General features: G+C 66.8%; 5 protein-coding genes, 3 rRNA genes and 1 pseudogene. 4 read left to right on the plus strand and 5 right to left on the minus strand.

Annotation, left to right across the window (positions count from 1 at the left end; all coding sequences use genetic code 11):
• The first annotated feature begins 129 nt into the window (after positions 1 to 129).
• The 3 genes from KIF24_RS00755 (at position 130) to rrf (ending at position 5355) form a co-directional block, all read left to right on the plus strand.
• Positions 130 to 1647: ribosomal RNA gene (locus tag KIF24_RS00755) — 16S ribosomal RNA — on the plus strand.
• Positions 1648 to 2033: 386 nt separating this feature from the next.
• A 23S ribosomal RNA gene (locus tag KIF24_RS00760) occupies positions 2034 to 5146 on the plus strand.
• A gap of 92 nt (positions 5147 to 5238) precedes the next feature.
• Positions 5239 to 5355: ribosomal RNA gene (gene rrf, locus KIF24_RS00765) — 5S ribosomal RNA — on the plus strand.
• The 16S, 23S and 5S rRNA genes sit together here, the layout of an rRNA operon.
• A 163-nt stretch (positions 5356 to 5518) precedes the next feature.
• Here rrf and KIF24_RS00770 read toward each other — a convergent pair.
• Both KIF24_RS00770 and KIF24_RS00775 read right to left on the minus strand, forming a co-directional pair.
• Positions 5519 to 7336: a VanW family protein gene (locus KIF24_RS00770; protein WP_221082312.1), complete on the minus strand. Its 1818-nt coding sequence runs from the start codon at positions 7334 to 7336 to the stop codon at positions 5519 to 5521.
• Positions 7337 to 7544: 208 nt separating this feature from the next.
• A complete protein-coding gene (locus KIF24_RS00775) occupies positions 7545 to 9215 on the minus strand; it encodes a DUF885 domain-containing protein (RefSeq protein WP_221082313.1) in 1671 nt (556 codons plus the stop codon).
• A gap of 178 nt (positions 9216 to 9393) precedes the next feature.
• On the opposite strand from KIF24_RS00775, the gene KIF24_RS00780 reads away from it, so the two are divergent.
• Positions 9394 to 10395 (plus strand): DMT family transporter, encoded by a 1002-nt coding sequence (locus KIF24_RS00780; protein WP_230414910.1) that lies wholly within the window; start codon positions 9394 to 9396, stop codon positions 10393 to 10395.
• A 37-nt stretch (positions 10396 to 10432) separates the two neighbouring features.
• Here the strand turns inward: KIF24_RS00780 and KIF24_RS00785 are convergent.
• The 3 genes and pseudogenes from KIF24_RS00785 to KIF24_RS00795 all read right to left on the minus strand — a co-directional run bounded on the left by KIF24_RS00785 (position 10433) and on the right by KIF24_RS00795 (position 15489).
• A pseudogene (locus tag KIF24_RS00785) lies at positions 10433 to 11493 on the minus strand (PHP domain-containing protein).
• 149 nt (positions 11494 to 11642) lie between these two features.
• Entirely contained in the window at positions 11643 to 14588 is a 2946-nt protein-coding gene (locus tag KIF24_RS00790; protein ID WP_221082315.1) for a glycosyl hydrolase, read from the minus strand.
• 181 nt (positions 14589 to 14769) lie between these two features.
• Entirely contained in the window at positions 14770 to 15489 is a 720-nt protein-coding gene (locus KIF24_RS00795) for a M23 family metallopeptidase (RefSeq protein WP_221082316.1), read from the minus strand.
• Positions 15490 to 15548: the final 59 nt, after the last annotated feature.

Here is a 15548-nt window from a genome sequence, read left to right on the forward strand (position 1 = left end):
TGCTTGATATGCCAGTGCCAATTGTTTTGTGGCTTGGGCTGGATGGGCTGTTGTGGTCTGTTTGGTTCGGGTTTTCTTTTGGCAGCAGATGTTTTTGTTTGTTGCTGGGATGGCTGTTTCGACAGGTTTTTGTTGGAGAGTTTGATCCTGGCTCAGGACGAACGCTGGCGGCGTGCTTAACACATGCAAGTCGAGCGGAAAGGCCTTTCGGGGTACTCGAGCGGCGAACGGGTGAGTAACACGTGAGCAACCTGCCCTAGGCTTTGGGATAACCCCGGGAAACCGGGGCTAATACCGAATATTCACTGTTGGCCGCATGGTTGGTGGTGGAAAGTTTTTCGGCTTGGGATGGGCTCGCGGCCTATCAGCTTGTTGGTGGGGTGATGGCCTACCAAGGCGACGACGGGTAGCCGGCCTGAGAGGGCGACCGGCCACACTGGGACTGAGACACGGCCCAGACTCCTACGGGAGGCAGCAGTGGGGAATATTGCACAATGGGCGGAAGCCTGATGCAGCGACGCCGCGTGAGGGATGACGGCCTTCGGGTTGTAAACCTCTTTCAGCAGGGACGAAGCGTGAGTGACGGTACCTGCAGAAGAAGCGCCGGCCAACTACGTGCCAGCAGCCGCGGTAAGACGTAGGGCGCGAGCGTTGTCCGGATTTATTGGGCGTAAAGAGCTCGTAGGCGGCTTGTCGCGTCGACTGTGAAAACCCGTGGCTCAACTGCGGGCTTGCAGTCGATACGGGCAGGCTAGAGTTCGGTAGGGGAGACTGGAATTCCTGGTGTAGCGGTGAAATGCGCAGATATCAGGAGGAACACCGGTGGCGAAGGCGGGTCTCTGGGCCGATACTGACGCTGAGGAGCGAAAGCGTGGGGAGCGAACAGGATTAGATACCCTGGTAGTCCACGCTGTAAACGTTGGGCGCTAGGTGTGGGGGGCCTCTCCGGTTCTCTGTGCCGCAGCTAACGCATTAAGCGCCCCGCCTGGGGAGTACGGCCGCAAGGCTAAAACTCAAAGGAATTGACGGGGGCCCGCACAAGCGGCGGAGCATGCGGATTAATTCGATGCAACGCGAAGAACCTTACCTGGGTTTGACATCGCCGGAAATCCTGCAGAGATGTGGGGTCCTTCGGGGCCGGTGACAGGTGGTGCATGGCTGTCGTCAGCTCGTGTCGTGAGATGTTGGGTTAAGTCCCGCAACGAGCGCAACCCTCGTTCGATGTTGCCAGCGCGTTATGGCGGGGACTCATCGAAGACTGCCGGGGTCAACTCGGAGGAAGGTGGGGATGACGTCAAGTCATCATGCCCCTTATGTCCAGGGCTTCACGCATGCTACAATGGCCGGTACAATGGGCTGCGATACCGTGAGGTGGAGCGAATCCCAAAAAGCCGGTCTCAGTTCGGATCGGGGTCTGCAACTCGACCCCGTGAAGTCGGAGTCGCTAGTAATCGCAGATCAGCAACGCTGCGGTGAATACGTTCCCGGGCCTTGTACACACCGCCCGTCACGTCACGAAAGTCGGCAACACCCGAAGCCGGTGGCCCAACCCCTTGTGGGAGGGAGCCGTCGAAGGTGGGGCTGGCGATTGGGACGAAGTCGTAACAAGGTAGCCGTACCGGAAGGTGCGGCTGGATCACCTCCTTTCTAAGGAGCACCATCCGGCGAAAGCTGGTATGGGGCCCGCGGCCTGCGGATGTTGGGTCGGGGTGCTCGGATGGCGGAGACACTGGTGAGTTTTTCTTCGGCAACGGCCGGGTTCTTCTAGTACTGCTGATCTTTCGGGGTTGGTGTGGAACGGGGGGTTTGGTGCGGCTGGGGATGGCGGAGAGCACCCTGTTGGGTCCTGAAGGAACAATCCTGTGGGGTTGGTTTCTTCGGAACCGATGCTGAGGCCCTTTTTGTGGTTTTGGTGTGGTTGCCAGGCATGGCCTTGTCTCGCATACCGCCGGCGGTTGTCGGGCTGGTGTGGGGTGGTGGGTTGTGGGTTGGTTGTTTGTTGAGAATTGCACAGTGGACGCGAGCATCTTTGTGGTCAAGTTGTCAAGGGCGAACGGTGGATGCCTTGGCACCAGGAGCCGATGAAGGACGTGGGAGGCCGCGATAGGCCTGGGGGAGCTGTCAACCGAGCTGTGATCCCAGGGTGTCCGAATGGGGTAACCCGGCATCAGTCATGTGGTGTCACCTGCACCTGAACTCATAGGGTGTGTGGAGGGAACGCGGGGAAGTGAAACATCTCAGTACCCGTAGGAAGAGAAAACAAATAGTGATTCCGTGAGTAGTGGCGAGCGAAAGCGGATTGAGGCTAAACCGGTTGCGTGTGATACCTGTCAGGGGTTGCGTGGTCGGGGTTGTGGGACCCTGCGACACGGGCTGACACTCGTGTGAGGAGTGATAAAGCCAGTTGTTAGCTGAATGGTCTGGAATGGCTGACCGTAGACGGTGATAGTCCGGTAGGTTAAAGCAGCTGGTCTTCTGTGGGTGTTCCCGAGTAGCGGCGGACTCCTGAAATCTGCCGTGAATCTGCCAGGACCACCTGGTAAGCCTAAATACTTCCTGGTGACCGATAGCGGACGAGTACCGTGAGGGAATGGTGAAAAGTACCCCGGGAGGGGAGTGAAATAGTACCTGAAACCGTTCGCCTACAATCCGTCGGAGCCTTGCGGGGTGACGGCGTGCCTTTTGAAGAATGAGCCTGCGAGTTAGTGGCATGTGGCGAGGTTAACCCGTGTGGGGGAGCCGTAGCGAAAGCGAGTCTGAAGAGGGCGTTTGAGTCGCATGTTCTAGACCCGAAGCGGAGTGATCTAGCCATGGGCAGGCTGAAGCGCGGGTAAGACCGTGTGGAGGGCCGAACCCACCAACGTTGAAAAGTTGGGGGATGACCTGTGGTTAGGGGTGAAAGGCCAATCAAACTCCGTGATAGCTGGTTCTCCCCGAAATGCATTTAGGTGCAGCGTCGTGTGTTTCTTGCCGGAGGTAGAGCACTGGATGGTCTAGGGGGCCTACAAGCTTACCGAAATCAGCCAAACTCCGAATGCCGGTAAGTGAGAGCGCGGCAGTGAGACTGCGGGGGATAAGCTTCGTAGTCGAGAGGGAAACAGCCCAGATCACCAGCTAAGGCCCCTAAGCGTGTGCTAAGTGGAAAAGGATGTGGGGTCGCATAGACAACCAGGAGGTTGGCTTAGAAGCAGCCATCCTTTAAAGAGTGCGTAATAGCTCACTGGTCAAGTGGTTCCGCGCCGACAATGTAGCGGGGCTCAAGCACACCGCCGAAGCTGTGGCATTCACATGTGACTTGGTGTGTCTCTTTGGGGGCGCATCCAGGTGTGTGGGTGGGTAGGGGAGCGTCGTGCCGGGGGTGAAGCAGCGGGGTGACCCAGTTGTGGACGCGGCACGAGTGAGAATGCAGGCATGAGTAGCGAAAGAAGGGTGAGAAACCCTTCCGCCGGATGACCAAGGGTTCCAGGGCCAGGTTAATCCGCCCTGGGTGAGTCGGGACCTAAGGCGAGGCCGAGAGGCGTAGTCGATGGACAACGGGTTGATATTCCCGTACCCGCGAAGGAGCGCCCGTGATGAACTTCGTTGTGCTAACCATCCGAACTGTCCAAGGCCTTCGGGTTGAGGGTGGGGAGCGTGGGAACCTGGCGGGTAGTAGTCAAGCGATGGGGTGACGCAGGAAGGTAGCTGAGCCCGGCCGGTGGTTGTGCCGGGGTAAGCGTGTAGGCCGCATCATAGGCAAATCCGTGGTGCATGAAGGCTGAGACGTGATGCCGAGCCGATTCAGGTGAAGTCAGTGATCCTATGCTGCCGAGAAAAGCCTCTAGCGAGTTCTGAGCGGCCCGTACCCCAAACCGACACAGGTGGTCAGGTAGAGAATACCGAGGCGATCGGGCGAACTGTGGTTAAGGAACTCGGCAAATTGCCCCCGTAACTTAGGGAGAAGGGGGGCCGGAGACGTGAAGCCCCGTGCGGGTGGAGCGTTGTATGGCCGCAGAGAGCAGGGGGAAGCGACTGTTTACTAAAAACACAGGTCCATGCGAAGAAGTAATTCGATGTATATGGACTGACGCCTGCCCGGTGCTGGAACGTTAAGGGGACCTGTTAGTTCTTTCGGGGGCGAAGCGGAGAACTTAAGCGCCAGTAAACGGCGGTGGTAACTATAACCATCCTAAGGTAGCGAAATTCCTTGTCGGGTAAGTTCCGACCTGCACGAATGGCGTAACGACTTCCCCACTGTCTCAACCACAGGCCCGGCGAAATTGCAGTACGAGTAAAGATGCTCGTTACGCGCGGCAGGACGGAAAGACCCCGGGACCTTTACTATAGCTTGACATTGGTATCTGAGTTAGCTTGTGTAGGATAGGTGGGAGCCGGTGAAGTGCATACGCCAGTATGTGTGGAGGCAATCTTGAAATACCACTCTGGTTGATTCGGGTTTCTAACTTCGGACCGTTATCCGGTTCAGGGACAGTGTCTGGTGGGTAGTTTAACTGGGGCGGTTGCCTCCTAAAAGGTAACGGAGGCGCCCAAAGGTTCCCTCAGCCTGGTTGGCAATCAGGTGTTGAGTGCAAGTACACAAGGGAGCTTGACTGTGAGACTGACGGGTCGAGCAGGGACGAAAGTCGGGACTAGTGATCCGGCACTTGCGTGTGGAAGCGGTGTCGCTCAACGGATAAAAGGTACCCCGGGGATAACAGGCTGATCTTCCCCAAGAGTCCATATCGACGGGATGGTTTGGCACCTCGATGTCGGCTCGTCGCATCCTGGGGCTGTAGCAGGTCCCAAGGGTTGGGCTGTTCGCCCATTAAAGCGGTACGCGAGCTGGGTTTAGAACGTCGTGAGACAGTTCGGTCCCTATCCGCCGTGCGCGTAGGATACTTGAGAAGGGCTGTCCCTAGTACGAGAGGACCGGGACGGACGAACCTCTGGTGTGCCAGTTGTCCCGCCAGGGGCACGGCTGGTTAGCTACGTTCGGAAGGGATAACCGCTGAAAGCATCTAAGCGGGAAGCCTGCTTCAAGATGAGGTATCCCACCCACCTTTGGTGGGGTAAGGCCCCCAGCTAGACGACTGGGTTGATAGGCCGGAAATGTAAGCCCGGTAACGGGTTCAGTTGACCGGTACTAATAGGCCGAGGACTTGCTCACGAAGATTCTGCTCGCGTCCACTGTGTAACTCACAACAAACAAACAAACCCGCCGGCAGGTTGGTGTGGTGTTGTTTGACATGTTGATAAGGTTACGGCGGTCATGGCGGAGGGGAAACGCCCGGTCACATTCCGAACCCGGAAGCTAAGCCCTCCAGCGCCGATGGTACTGCACCCGGGAGGGTGTGGGAGAGTAGGACACCGCCGGACACACTTCCCGTTCAGGGCCACCCCCCCAAAGGGGTGGCCCTGAACGCATTCCCACACCACACCGTGAAACGCGCGGGCCCGGTCAGCCTGGGGTACCGGATGGAACGGCCCCGCCGGGGCGGTGCGCAGGCGGGGCCGTGCGAAGCTGACTGCCCGACGGGCGTCAGGAAGGCCGCCTGGCGCAGATGAAGCGCGGCTCCGCGCTGTAGGCCCACGTGAACTTCTCCCGCTTGACGACCTTCCCGCCTTTCTTGATGACCCGGAAGGCGTCCTGGGTGAAGCCCTGACTGCCGTTGGCGGGTATGCAGGTCGGTCCCGGGTCCAGGTACACCGTCTTCGGCGAGGTGATGTTCCGTCGGGGGCCGTACTCCGTCTTGACGCTGTCCCAGATCTTCGTGCTCCAGATCGACACCGTCACGGAACTGCCCGTGTAGGAGGTGTCGATCAGGACGCCGTAGTCGGTGTTGTTGCGGAACTTGAAGTCGAGGTTGGGCCAGAAGATGGTCGACTCGATGACCGCCGGGTAGCGGCTGAAGTAGTACGAGTGTGGCTTGTGCTCGACATCCTCCAGTCCGGCGTAGTAGGTGGCGTTGAACAGGGTGGTGGTGAACTGGGAGGTGCCGCCGCCCACGCCCGGCACCAGCTTCCCGTCCAGAATGACCGGCGCGTCGCGATAGCCCTGCGCGTAGCCGCGCTCGCCGGTGTGGCCGTTCAGCGAGAACGTGTCGCCGGGCAGCACCACGGTGCCCTTCACGTCGTTGGCGATCGTCACGATGTTCTGGCTGCGCGGTGACGAGAGCCCACCGGTGAAGTTGGTGGTGAAGGAGGCGACCTTCTCCTTGATCCCCAGCCCGCGGAGCTTCTCCGCGGTGAGCTTCGGCTGCACCGGCTTGAGATCGGCGGAAACCGTACGGTCCCCGATGCGCGGCAGGACGGCCAGCAGGTCCTCGCCGAGCTTGCTGGCGTCCACCTGCTGGCCCGGACGCCCGCCGGTGACCTTCGGCTTGCCGCCGGAGATGGTCATGGCGGCGTTCTTCGCGGGCACCTCGACCGCTGCGAGCTTGCTGCCCAGCGCGGACCGCAGCCGCTTCACGTCGACGCCGGCCGTCAGCTCGCCGGTCTTGTCCGCCTTGAAGCGGAGGCCCTTGGCTATCGCCTCCGGCGGGATCGTCACCGAACCCCGCTCCGTGGTCAGCTCGACCGGCGCCGCCACAGCCGGCTCGGCCAGCTCGGCGACCAGGCGATCCACCTCGTCGGCCGAAGTGGCCGGGTGCTTCTCCACCAGCGGCACCGTCACCGGCTGCCCGCTCAGCCAGCCCGCCTTGACGACCTGTGCGGAATGCTCCGGGTCGACGGTGAGGCTCGGCTTCGGGTAACGCACCTCCGGTTTGGTGCCGGCGAAAGTGATGGCCGGCATGGTCATCTTTCGGCCCTGGTCGCCGACGAGTTCCTCAAGCGCGGCCTCCAGCTTCGGTACGTCGACCGAGACCACCGGTTCGACCTCCCGCGAGCCGACCAGCCGGTCCACGGCATGCGCGTCGGTCGCCGCCGCCGCGGCCACGGTGGCGCCCACGTCGACCGTGAGCCCTACCTCGGCCGGGTCGATCTCGGCCGTCCGCTCGCCCACGCGTACCTGGATGGGGGCGGCGAGTTCGGCCGCGCGCCGGTCCAACTGCGCCCGCAGCTGCCGGACGGCATCGGTCCGGCTGCGCCCACCGAGCTCGGTGCCCAGCACCCTGGTACCCCGGGGCACGTCACCCGCGTACGCCCAGACGGCGACCGCGCCGACGGAGGCCAGTACGGCGGTGGCCACACCGGAGGCGAGCAGGATCCGGAACCGGCGGGATCGGAAGCGCCCGCCGCCCGGCGGAACGGCCGGGGCGGGCCGTACCGGTTCTTCGACCGGCCAGCTGACCGCCTTCACCTGCACGGTGGGCCGGTCGTCGGCGGGCGGTGGGCGTTCTTCGCCGTACAGCGTCACAACTACCTCTTAGGGACATACCACATGCGGAGCCGGGACCCCCAGCCCGGAAGACAACTACGGTAGCCAACGCGGGGCGCCACCGGGATCCGGTGCCCCGCTGCTCATCGCGTTTGCTGGCTACGATCGCCGGGGCGCGTCCCCTCGGTGACTCTCCGCAAGCAGCGGCCCGTACGCTCGCAACCCGACCGGCGAACGAGAGGTCCCGTCAGAGTCGGGCCAGCGCCCGGCGTAGCGGATCCAGCCCGAGCCCGCCGAGGTCGAGCGCCTGCCGGTGGAACGCCCGCAGGTCGAAGTCGGCACCCTTGCGGGCCTTCGCCTCATCCCGGGCCTGGAGCCAGATCCGCTCGCCCACCTTGTACGACGGCGCCTGTCCCGGCCAGCCCAGGTAGCGGTTGAGCTCGAAGCGCAGTATCTCGTCCGGCACCCGGCAGTGTGCCCGCAGGAACTCCCAACCCAGCTCCGGCGTCCAGCGCTCACCCGGACGGAAGTCGAACGGGTTGTCCTTGGGAATCTCCAGCTCCAGGTGCATCCCGATGTCGACGATCACCCGGGCCGCCCGGAACGCCTGGCCGTCCAGCATGCCGAGCTTGTTGCCCGGATCGTCCAGGTAACCCAGCTCGTCCATCAGTCGCTCGGCGTACAGCGCCCAGCCCTCGCCGTGACCGGAGACCCAGCAGAGCAGCCGCTGCCAGCGGTTGAGCAACTCGGCTCGGACCGCGGTCTGCCCGATCTGCAGATGATGCCCGGGGACCCCCTCGTGGTAGACGGTGGTCACCTCGCGCCAGGTGGAGAAGTCGGTCAGGCCCGGCGGCACCGCCCACCACATCCGGCCGGGCCGGGCGAAGTCCTCGCTCGGGCCGGTGTAGTAGATGGAGCCGTCGCTGGTCGGCGCGAGCTTGCACTCGATGCGGCGGACCTGCTCGGGGATGTCGAAGTGGGTGCCGTTCAGGTCGCTGATCGCCTGGTCGGCCAGCTCCTGCATCCAGTCGCGGAAGGCGTCCCTGCCCCGGATGGTGCGCGCCGGGTCGGCGTCCAGCGCGGCCACCGCCTCGTCGATGGTGGCGCCGGGGCCGACGATCTGCGCGGCCACCGTCCGCATGTCGGCTTCCAGCCGGGCCAGCTCCGCGAACCCCCAGGCGTACGCCTCGTCGAGGTCGATCCGGGCGCCGAGGAAGTACTGCGATGCCAGCTCGTAGCGCTCCCGCCCGGCGGCCTGCTTGTCCCGGCCGAGCGGGGCCAACTCGGTGCGCAGGAACTGCCCGAACTCGGCGGTCGCCGCGGTGGCCGCCGCCGCCCCCCGGCGCAGGTCGGCATCGAGTGTGCCATCGGCGCCGAGTCGCTCCACCAGCCCGTGGAAGATGTTGTCGCCGTCCGGGTCCACCCAGGCGTCACACTGTTTGGCCACCTCCAGCAACTGCGCCCGCGAGCTGACCCGTCCGGCGCTCGCCGCCGCACGCAACGTCGTCTTGTACCCGTCCAGCGTGCCGGAGAAGAGGTTCAACCGGGCGGCGATGTTGGCCCGTGCCTCGTCTCCCTCGGTCGGCATCAGGTCGAAGACCATCCGGATGTCGTGCAGCCCGCTGGTGATGACGCTGACCTCGCTGGTTGTCTCGCCCGCGGAGTACCGGTCGAGTTCGAGGCCGAGCCGTTCCTGCATCGCCTCCCGGGCGGTGCGCTCGGCCTCGGTGTCCGGCTGTGTGGCGTCGAGGTCGGCCAGGGTGCGCCGGGTCAGCTCGGCGCGGGCCGCGTACCCGTCCGGCGAGAGATCGTCCAACTGGTCGTCGTAGCCGGCGATGCCGGCGTAGGTGGCGCCGGTCGGGCTCGACGCGGCCCAGTCGGCCACGTAGCGGTTCGCGAGGTCGTCGATTTGTCCCACGCTGTGAACCCTACGCGAGGCGCCCCGGCCGATGCCGCGACCGGCCGGTCAGGGCAGCAGGTCGGCCGGGTCGACGCGCGTCGGCATCGCCACGGATACACCTCCTCGGTCGGTCAACGCCCTACCAATGTAGGTGGCTTCTGTGGTGCGCGACACGGCGGCGGAAATCCGCCGGACAATGTCGCACCCGAGGAGCAGAGTGTCAGGGGTGACAGCGGACTTCACCCCTGACCGGCCGGCGCTGCGGAGCTGGCTGCCCGGCTTCGTCGGCCTCGCCGCGATCTGGGGCTCCAGCTTCCTGTTCATCAAGGTCGGGGTGGCGGAGCTGCACCCACTGCACCTCACCCTCTACCGGGTCGCCGCCGGCGCGCTGACCCTGCTCGTCGTGCTCGTGGTGGTGCGTGACCGGCTGCCTCGCGATCCGCGGGTCTGGGGCCACCTCGCGGTCGTCGCCGGCCTCGGCGTGGCGTTGCCGTTCACCCTCTTCGGCTACGGCGAACAGCGGGTGGAGTCGATGCTCGCCGGCATCTGGAACGCCACCACCCCGCTGGTCGTGCTGCCGCTGGCGGTCCTGGTCTTCCGCACCGAACGGCTGACCGCCCGCGGTGCCGTCGGGCTGGGGCTCGGCTTCGCCGGGGTGACGGTGGTGCTCGGCGTCTGGCAGGGCGTCGGCGGGGCGCACTTCGCCGGCCAGTTGATGTGCTTCGGCGCTGCCGCCTGCTACGGCCTGGCCATCCCGTACCAGAAGAGGTTCATCGCCGGCCGCACGCTGTCCGGGTTGTCCCTGTCGGCCGCGCAACTCGTGGTCGCCACCGTGCAGCTCGCCATCGTGGCGCCGCTGGTGGCCGGCCCGCCGCCGCTGCCGACGGCGCTGTCACCCCGGGTGCTCGCGGCCGTGCTGGCGCTCGGCGCCCTCGGCACCGGGCTGGCCTTCGTGATCCACCTGCGCAACATCCGGATCGTCGGAGCGTCCACCGCGTCCACCGTGACCTATCTGATCCCGGTCTTCGCGGTGCTGATCGGCGCCGTCGTGCTCGGCGAGCGGCTGACCTGGCACCAGCCGGTCGGTGCGCTGATCGTGCTGCTCGGCGTCGCCGTGTCGCAGGGCCTGGTCGGGCGGCGACGACCGGTGGCCGCCGCGGTGGACCGGCGGGCGCTCGCCGAGTCCGCCGCCCGCTGACCGGTCGGGCGGCCGGCCCTTCGCCCGCCGAGCAGGATCAGGAGCGCGTCCAGGCGATCAGATCGCCCGCCGGCCAGGTGTTGATCACACGGTCGGCGGGGACGCCGCAGCGGGCCGCCCGTTCGCAGCCGAAGCGTTGCCAGTCGAGCTGACCCGGAGCGTGTGCGTCGGTGTTGATGGCGAAGACGCAGCCGGCCTCCAGCGCCCGCCGGATCAACCGTTTCGGCGGGTCCTGCCGCTCCGGACGGGAGTTGATCTCCACGGCGGTGCCGTGCTCCACGCAGGCTTCGAAGACCGCGTCGGCGTCGAAGTCGCTCTCCGGGCGGCTCCGGGCCCGGTGCCCCCGATCGCCGGGGCCGGTCACCCCGGCCGGCCGGGACGACACCATCCGGCCCGTGCAGTGGCCGAGGATGTCCAGGTTCGGGTTGGTGACCGCGGTCACCATCCGGCGGGTCATCTTCGACCGGTCGTCGTTCAGCCCGCTGTGCACCGACCCGACCACCACGTCCAGCCGGGCCAGCAACTCCTCGTCCTGGTCCAGCGAGCCGTCGGCGAGGATGTCCACCTCGATGCCGGTGAGAACGCGGAACCCCTCCGGCAGCGCCTCGTTCAGCTTCGCCACCTGGTCGAGCTGGCGGCGCAGCCGGTCCGCGGTCAGTCCCCGAGCCACCTTCAGCCGAGGCGAGTGGTCGGTCAGCACCAGATACTCGTGCCCCAGCTCGACCGCGGCCAGCGCCATCTCCTCGATCGGTGACCCGCCGTCCGACCAGTCGGAGTGGGTGTGGCAGTCGCCGCGCAGGGCGGTACGCAGGCCGGCGGCCTCCGCGTCCAGGTCGGTGCCCTCGGTGGCGACCAGCCGGCGCAGGTAGACCGGCTCCTCGCCGGCCAGCGACTCGGCCACGCAGCGGGCCGTGACGTCGCCGACCCCGGCCAACTCGGTGAGCTTGCCGGCGCGGGCTCGTTCGGCCACCTCCTGCCCGGCAGGGCGGCCAGCGCTCTCGCCGCCGAGCGGAAGGCGCGCACCCGGTAGGTGGCCTCGTTCGCCCGTTCCAGCAGGAAGGCGATCCGGCGCAGGTCGGCGATGGGATCGCGGCTCATGACGGCACTCCGCCGCGCCGCGTGCCGTCCTGGGGCACCAACGCATCGCGTCGATGATCCGCTCGCTGGCGCTCGCTCATGCCCTGCAAAATACGCGCCCGCGCCGCCGGTCGCGGGACGACCGGCGGCGCGGGTGTCGGTACGAGGGATCAGGCGTACGGCAGCCGTACGAGCGAACGGTCACCGACACCGAGGGTGGTGGGGTTGGTTCCGATCGCGGACCAGACCTCCACCCGCACGGTGCCGCCACGCAGGTTGGCCAGGGAGCCGGTGCTGGAGTGCAGCCCGGCCGACTGGGTGTAGTGCTCCCAGCCCGGCACCGGGTCGGTGGCGAAGTAGCGGTACGTCTCCGTCCGCTCCCAGCTCCCGTCACCGGTCAGGTCGTAGGAGATCCGCGCCTGCACCCCGTTGGCGACCGCCTGGCCGGCGTCGAGGAAGAGGTCGAACGCGGTCTGCCCGCCGTTGTGGTTCAGGTTCAGCCCGGTCGCGGTGAACACCACCGGGTTGGTCGGCGTCCCGTCGTGGTTGGTGCCCGCGGCACCGGCCACCGTCGTGGTGCCGGCGGTGCCGACCGCGCCCAGGCCGCCGCCGGACAGCAGGTAGCGGACCGGCTGGTCGGTCGGCGGCGGATCGGTGGGCGTCGGCGTGGGCGTCGGGGTGGGCGTCGGGGTGGGCGTCGGGGTGGGCGTCGGGGTGGGCGTCGGGGTGGGCGTCGGGGTGGGCGTCGGGGTGGGCTCGACGCCACCGCCACCGCTGCCACCGCTCCAGGAGTGCGCGCCGCTGGTGGTGGTGCGCCCGGGTGCGACGTTCAGCTGCGTGCCGTCGGAGAACCGTACGGTCAGCGGTGTGCCGGAGATGTTGCTGGCCACGTAGGTGCGGGCTCCGCCCCGGTTGAACACGGCGGCCAGCGGGTGGTCGGCGGTGATCCCGGTGTCGACCCGGCCGAGGGCGGCCAGGTTGCGGACCCAGTGGAAGGTGTGTGCCCGGCTCTCGCCCTCCTCCGGCGGGTAGCCGGGGTTGGCCCGCAGCTTGGCCAGGGCGGCGTCGGCGTCACCGAGGGCCAGGAACTGCCAGTGGATGTCCTGCCACACCGTCGGCTCGCCGCCGTTGTTGCGGACCAGTTCCTGGTATTTGATCGAGTTGTCGTTCGGGTGGTAGCCCAGGTAGAGGTGCCCACCGGTGATCGGCAGCAGGTTGATGCCCTGGATCATCTCCGGCTCGGCACTGAACCAGGTGGCGTACGCCCCACCGTCGCCCCAGACCATGCCCACGTTGGAGTGCCCGAACGCGGCCGGGAAGTTCTCGTCGTCGACGTCGAACCAGTACTCGTGGATCGCCGCCGCCTGGGTGGTGTAGAGGAAGACGCCGGCATCCCGCACGGCGGTGTTCCCGGTGGCCTGCCCCCACTGGATGAGGGCGTTGGCGAAGTTCATCCCCTCGGACGACGACTCCTGGTTGTTGCCACTGGCGAACGCGCCGTGCCCGGAGGCCCAGTCGTGGCCGGCGTAGATGTCGAAGTCGCGCAGGTACGGGAAGCGGGTGTCCGCCCGGTCGTAGTTGTTGGCGTCCCGGATCAGCAGGTCGATCATGCCGCCGTACTGCTCCTGGCCGGCCCAGGCGGGATCGAACTTGGCAAGCGTCGCGGCGGCGGCGATGTAGTAGCCGTAGTGGAAGTGATGGTCGTTGAGTTCCTGGTCGGAGCCGTACGAGGCCGGGTAGCCGATCAGCGTGCCCCACCGCTCGTCGTAGTAGAAGAGGCGTTCGGTCTCGCCGGCGGAGGCGGTGAGCCAGTCGTTGAGCGTGGACCGGATGGCGTTCAGCGCGGAGGTGCGCGTCTCGACGTCGCCGACCAGGTCCGCGATCTCGGCGATCCGGGCCGCCCGGCCGAGCCCCTTGCCGGTCCAGTAGGTGTCCCCGCCGCGCTGGTCCAGCGGGTTGCTCCGCACCGCGGCCAGGTGTTGCCGCAGCGTGGTCAGGTCGGCGCCGGACCCGGTGGCGACGGCGGGCAACTCCGGCAGTACGCCGTGGAACCGCATCGAGGTGCGGAACTCGCCGACGCCGGTGACCACCTTCATCCGGCCGCGGGCCGACGGGTAGGTCGGTGCGATCGGGGTGGCGCCGGCCAGGGCCTTCCACTGGTGCGGGTAGAGGCTGACCACGGTCCGCGTCTCGGTGCCCTCGCGGGGCGTGGTGGTGAAGGTGTACCGGGTCTCCACCCGGCTGGTCGCCGGGTCGTACGTGTAGGCGACGCGGGTGCCGGTGACGTGCGCGTGCGCGTACCGGCCGTAGCTGGTGGCGAGTTGGGCGCGGGTCGCGCTGTCGCCGGTGGTCGGCAGCAGCGCCACGGAGAAGTACCCGCGGCCGGCGAGGGTGGAACTGATCCGGTTGCCGCTGACGGTCCAGCTGGCACCGGCCGGCGCGTACGCGACGTAGTCGTGGCCCCGGACGGTGAAGCCGATGGTGGTCCCGTTGTTGGACCAGACCGCGGGGCTGCCGCCGGTCGCGTTGATCACCGCGTCGCCGCCGGTGGTCCGGAAGTACGCGAAGGGCAGCCCGTGGCCGATGGTGGCGCGCAAGGTCTGCGCCCCGTCGCTCCAGTACGGGGTGACCGTCCAGTCCGTCCAGTCGGCGACCTGCACGTTGGGTGCGCCGAGACCGGCCACGCCGACCCGGATGTCCTCGACGTAGGGATATTTGAACTCACCCACGCCGGTCGCGGTGCCGGTGATGGTGGCTGTGGAGGTGGCGGAGAAGCCGAGCCCGTCGGTGACCGGTTGGTACGACACCGGGTGCGCGTGCAGCGGTTCGCTGAAGGCGCAGTTCAGGCGCTTCCACAGCAGCGATGACCACCAGTCGTTGGTCGGCACCGGCCCCGGTGGCGCCTCGGCCGTGGCGAACTGCCGGGGGTCGGTGGTGATGTTGCCGCAGCCGCCCGGGAGCGGGCCGACGGGGGTGGTGGTGTAGCTGCCGGCACCGACCGGTGCGGCCTGTGCCGCGGAGGTGGCGGTGACGGCCAGCCCGCCGAGGACGAGGGCCGCGGCGGCGGTGGCGGCCAGGATCCGGCGTTGGGGGCGGCGTGGGACGGGAGGTTTCATCTTTCCTCCATCGCGTGCCGGCCCGGCCGCGCCGGGTCGGCGCACGCTTCGTCGGAATTGAGAGGTTAATTGCCTGAGAGAGCGCTCTCCCAGGTCTTAACCGGACGCTAGTTCACCGGCAAGACCTGCGTCAATGTTTCGGACTGATGAAACGCGGATGACGCCGGACCGGACGTCCCGGCTAGCGCGCGGGCGGCTTCTCCGGGCAGCCGTGCCGGCGGTGCCAGGCGGCGACCTCGGCCGCCGGCTCGCGGTTGCCACCCCGGCGCCACGAGTCGAGGTACTTCGCCGGCCAGACGACGCCCCGCCGGATCCACCAGCCGTCCTCACCGAGGCACGGCGGGGAGATGCCGAAGTGCAGGTGACAGACGTTGTTGGCGTTGCCCGTCCGGCCCAGCGTGCCGACCTGCTGGCCGGCCCGCACCCGTACCCCCGGGTCGATGCCCTCGGCGATCTCGGTCAGGTGTGAGCCGTAGTAACGCACCCCGTCGTCGCCGATGACCGACACCGACAGGCCGCCGTTGTACGGTCCCTGCGGGCCGCGCTTGTCGTACCGGTCGCGCCTACTGACCTCACCGATCGTGCCGTCGGTGACCGCGACGACCGGTTCACCGCAGTCGGCGAAGATGTCCGTCCCCGGATACGCCGAATGGGTCGGGTGGTACGCCACCTTCTTCGCGCGTACCGGAAAGATGTGCGCAAGCCCGCCGGGGGCCGGCGTCGCCGTCGGTGCCGGTTGGTCGGCGGCGTCGGGCGTCGGGTCGGCCGCGGCCGGTGCGCTGGTCGCGGCCGTCGGGCCGGCCGCCGAAGGCGAACCACCCGCACCGCAACCGGCGGCGAGCAGCGGCACGAGCACCAGCACCGCGTACGCCGGGCGGCGTCCGATCGTCAGCGAGACCACGCGGTCATCCTGACAGACTCGGTACGTTGAACGGACAGCCGTCCATGCGGGGGAGGAGT

Origin of the sequence: Micromonospora tarapacensis (assembly GCF_019697375.1) — a bacterium.
Taxonomy (GTDB): Bacteria; Actinomycetota; Actinomycetes; order Mycobacteriales; family Micromonosporaceae; genus Micromonospora; species Micromonospora tarapacensis.

Excerpts from the sequence above, each read along its gene's own strand:
- KIF24_RS00780 (WP_230414910.1), top strand. The coding sequence starts at position 9,394 with ATGTCGCACCCGAGGAGCAGAGTGTCAGGGGTGACAGCGGACTTCACC.
- KIF24_RS00790 (WP_221082315.1), bottom strand. The coding sequence starts at position 14,588 with ATGAAACCTCCCGTCCCACGCCGCCCCCAACGCCGGATCCTGGCCGCC.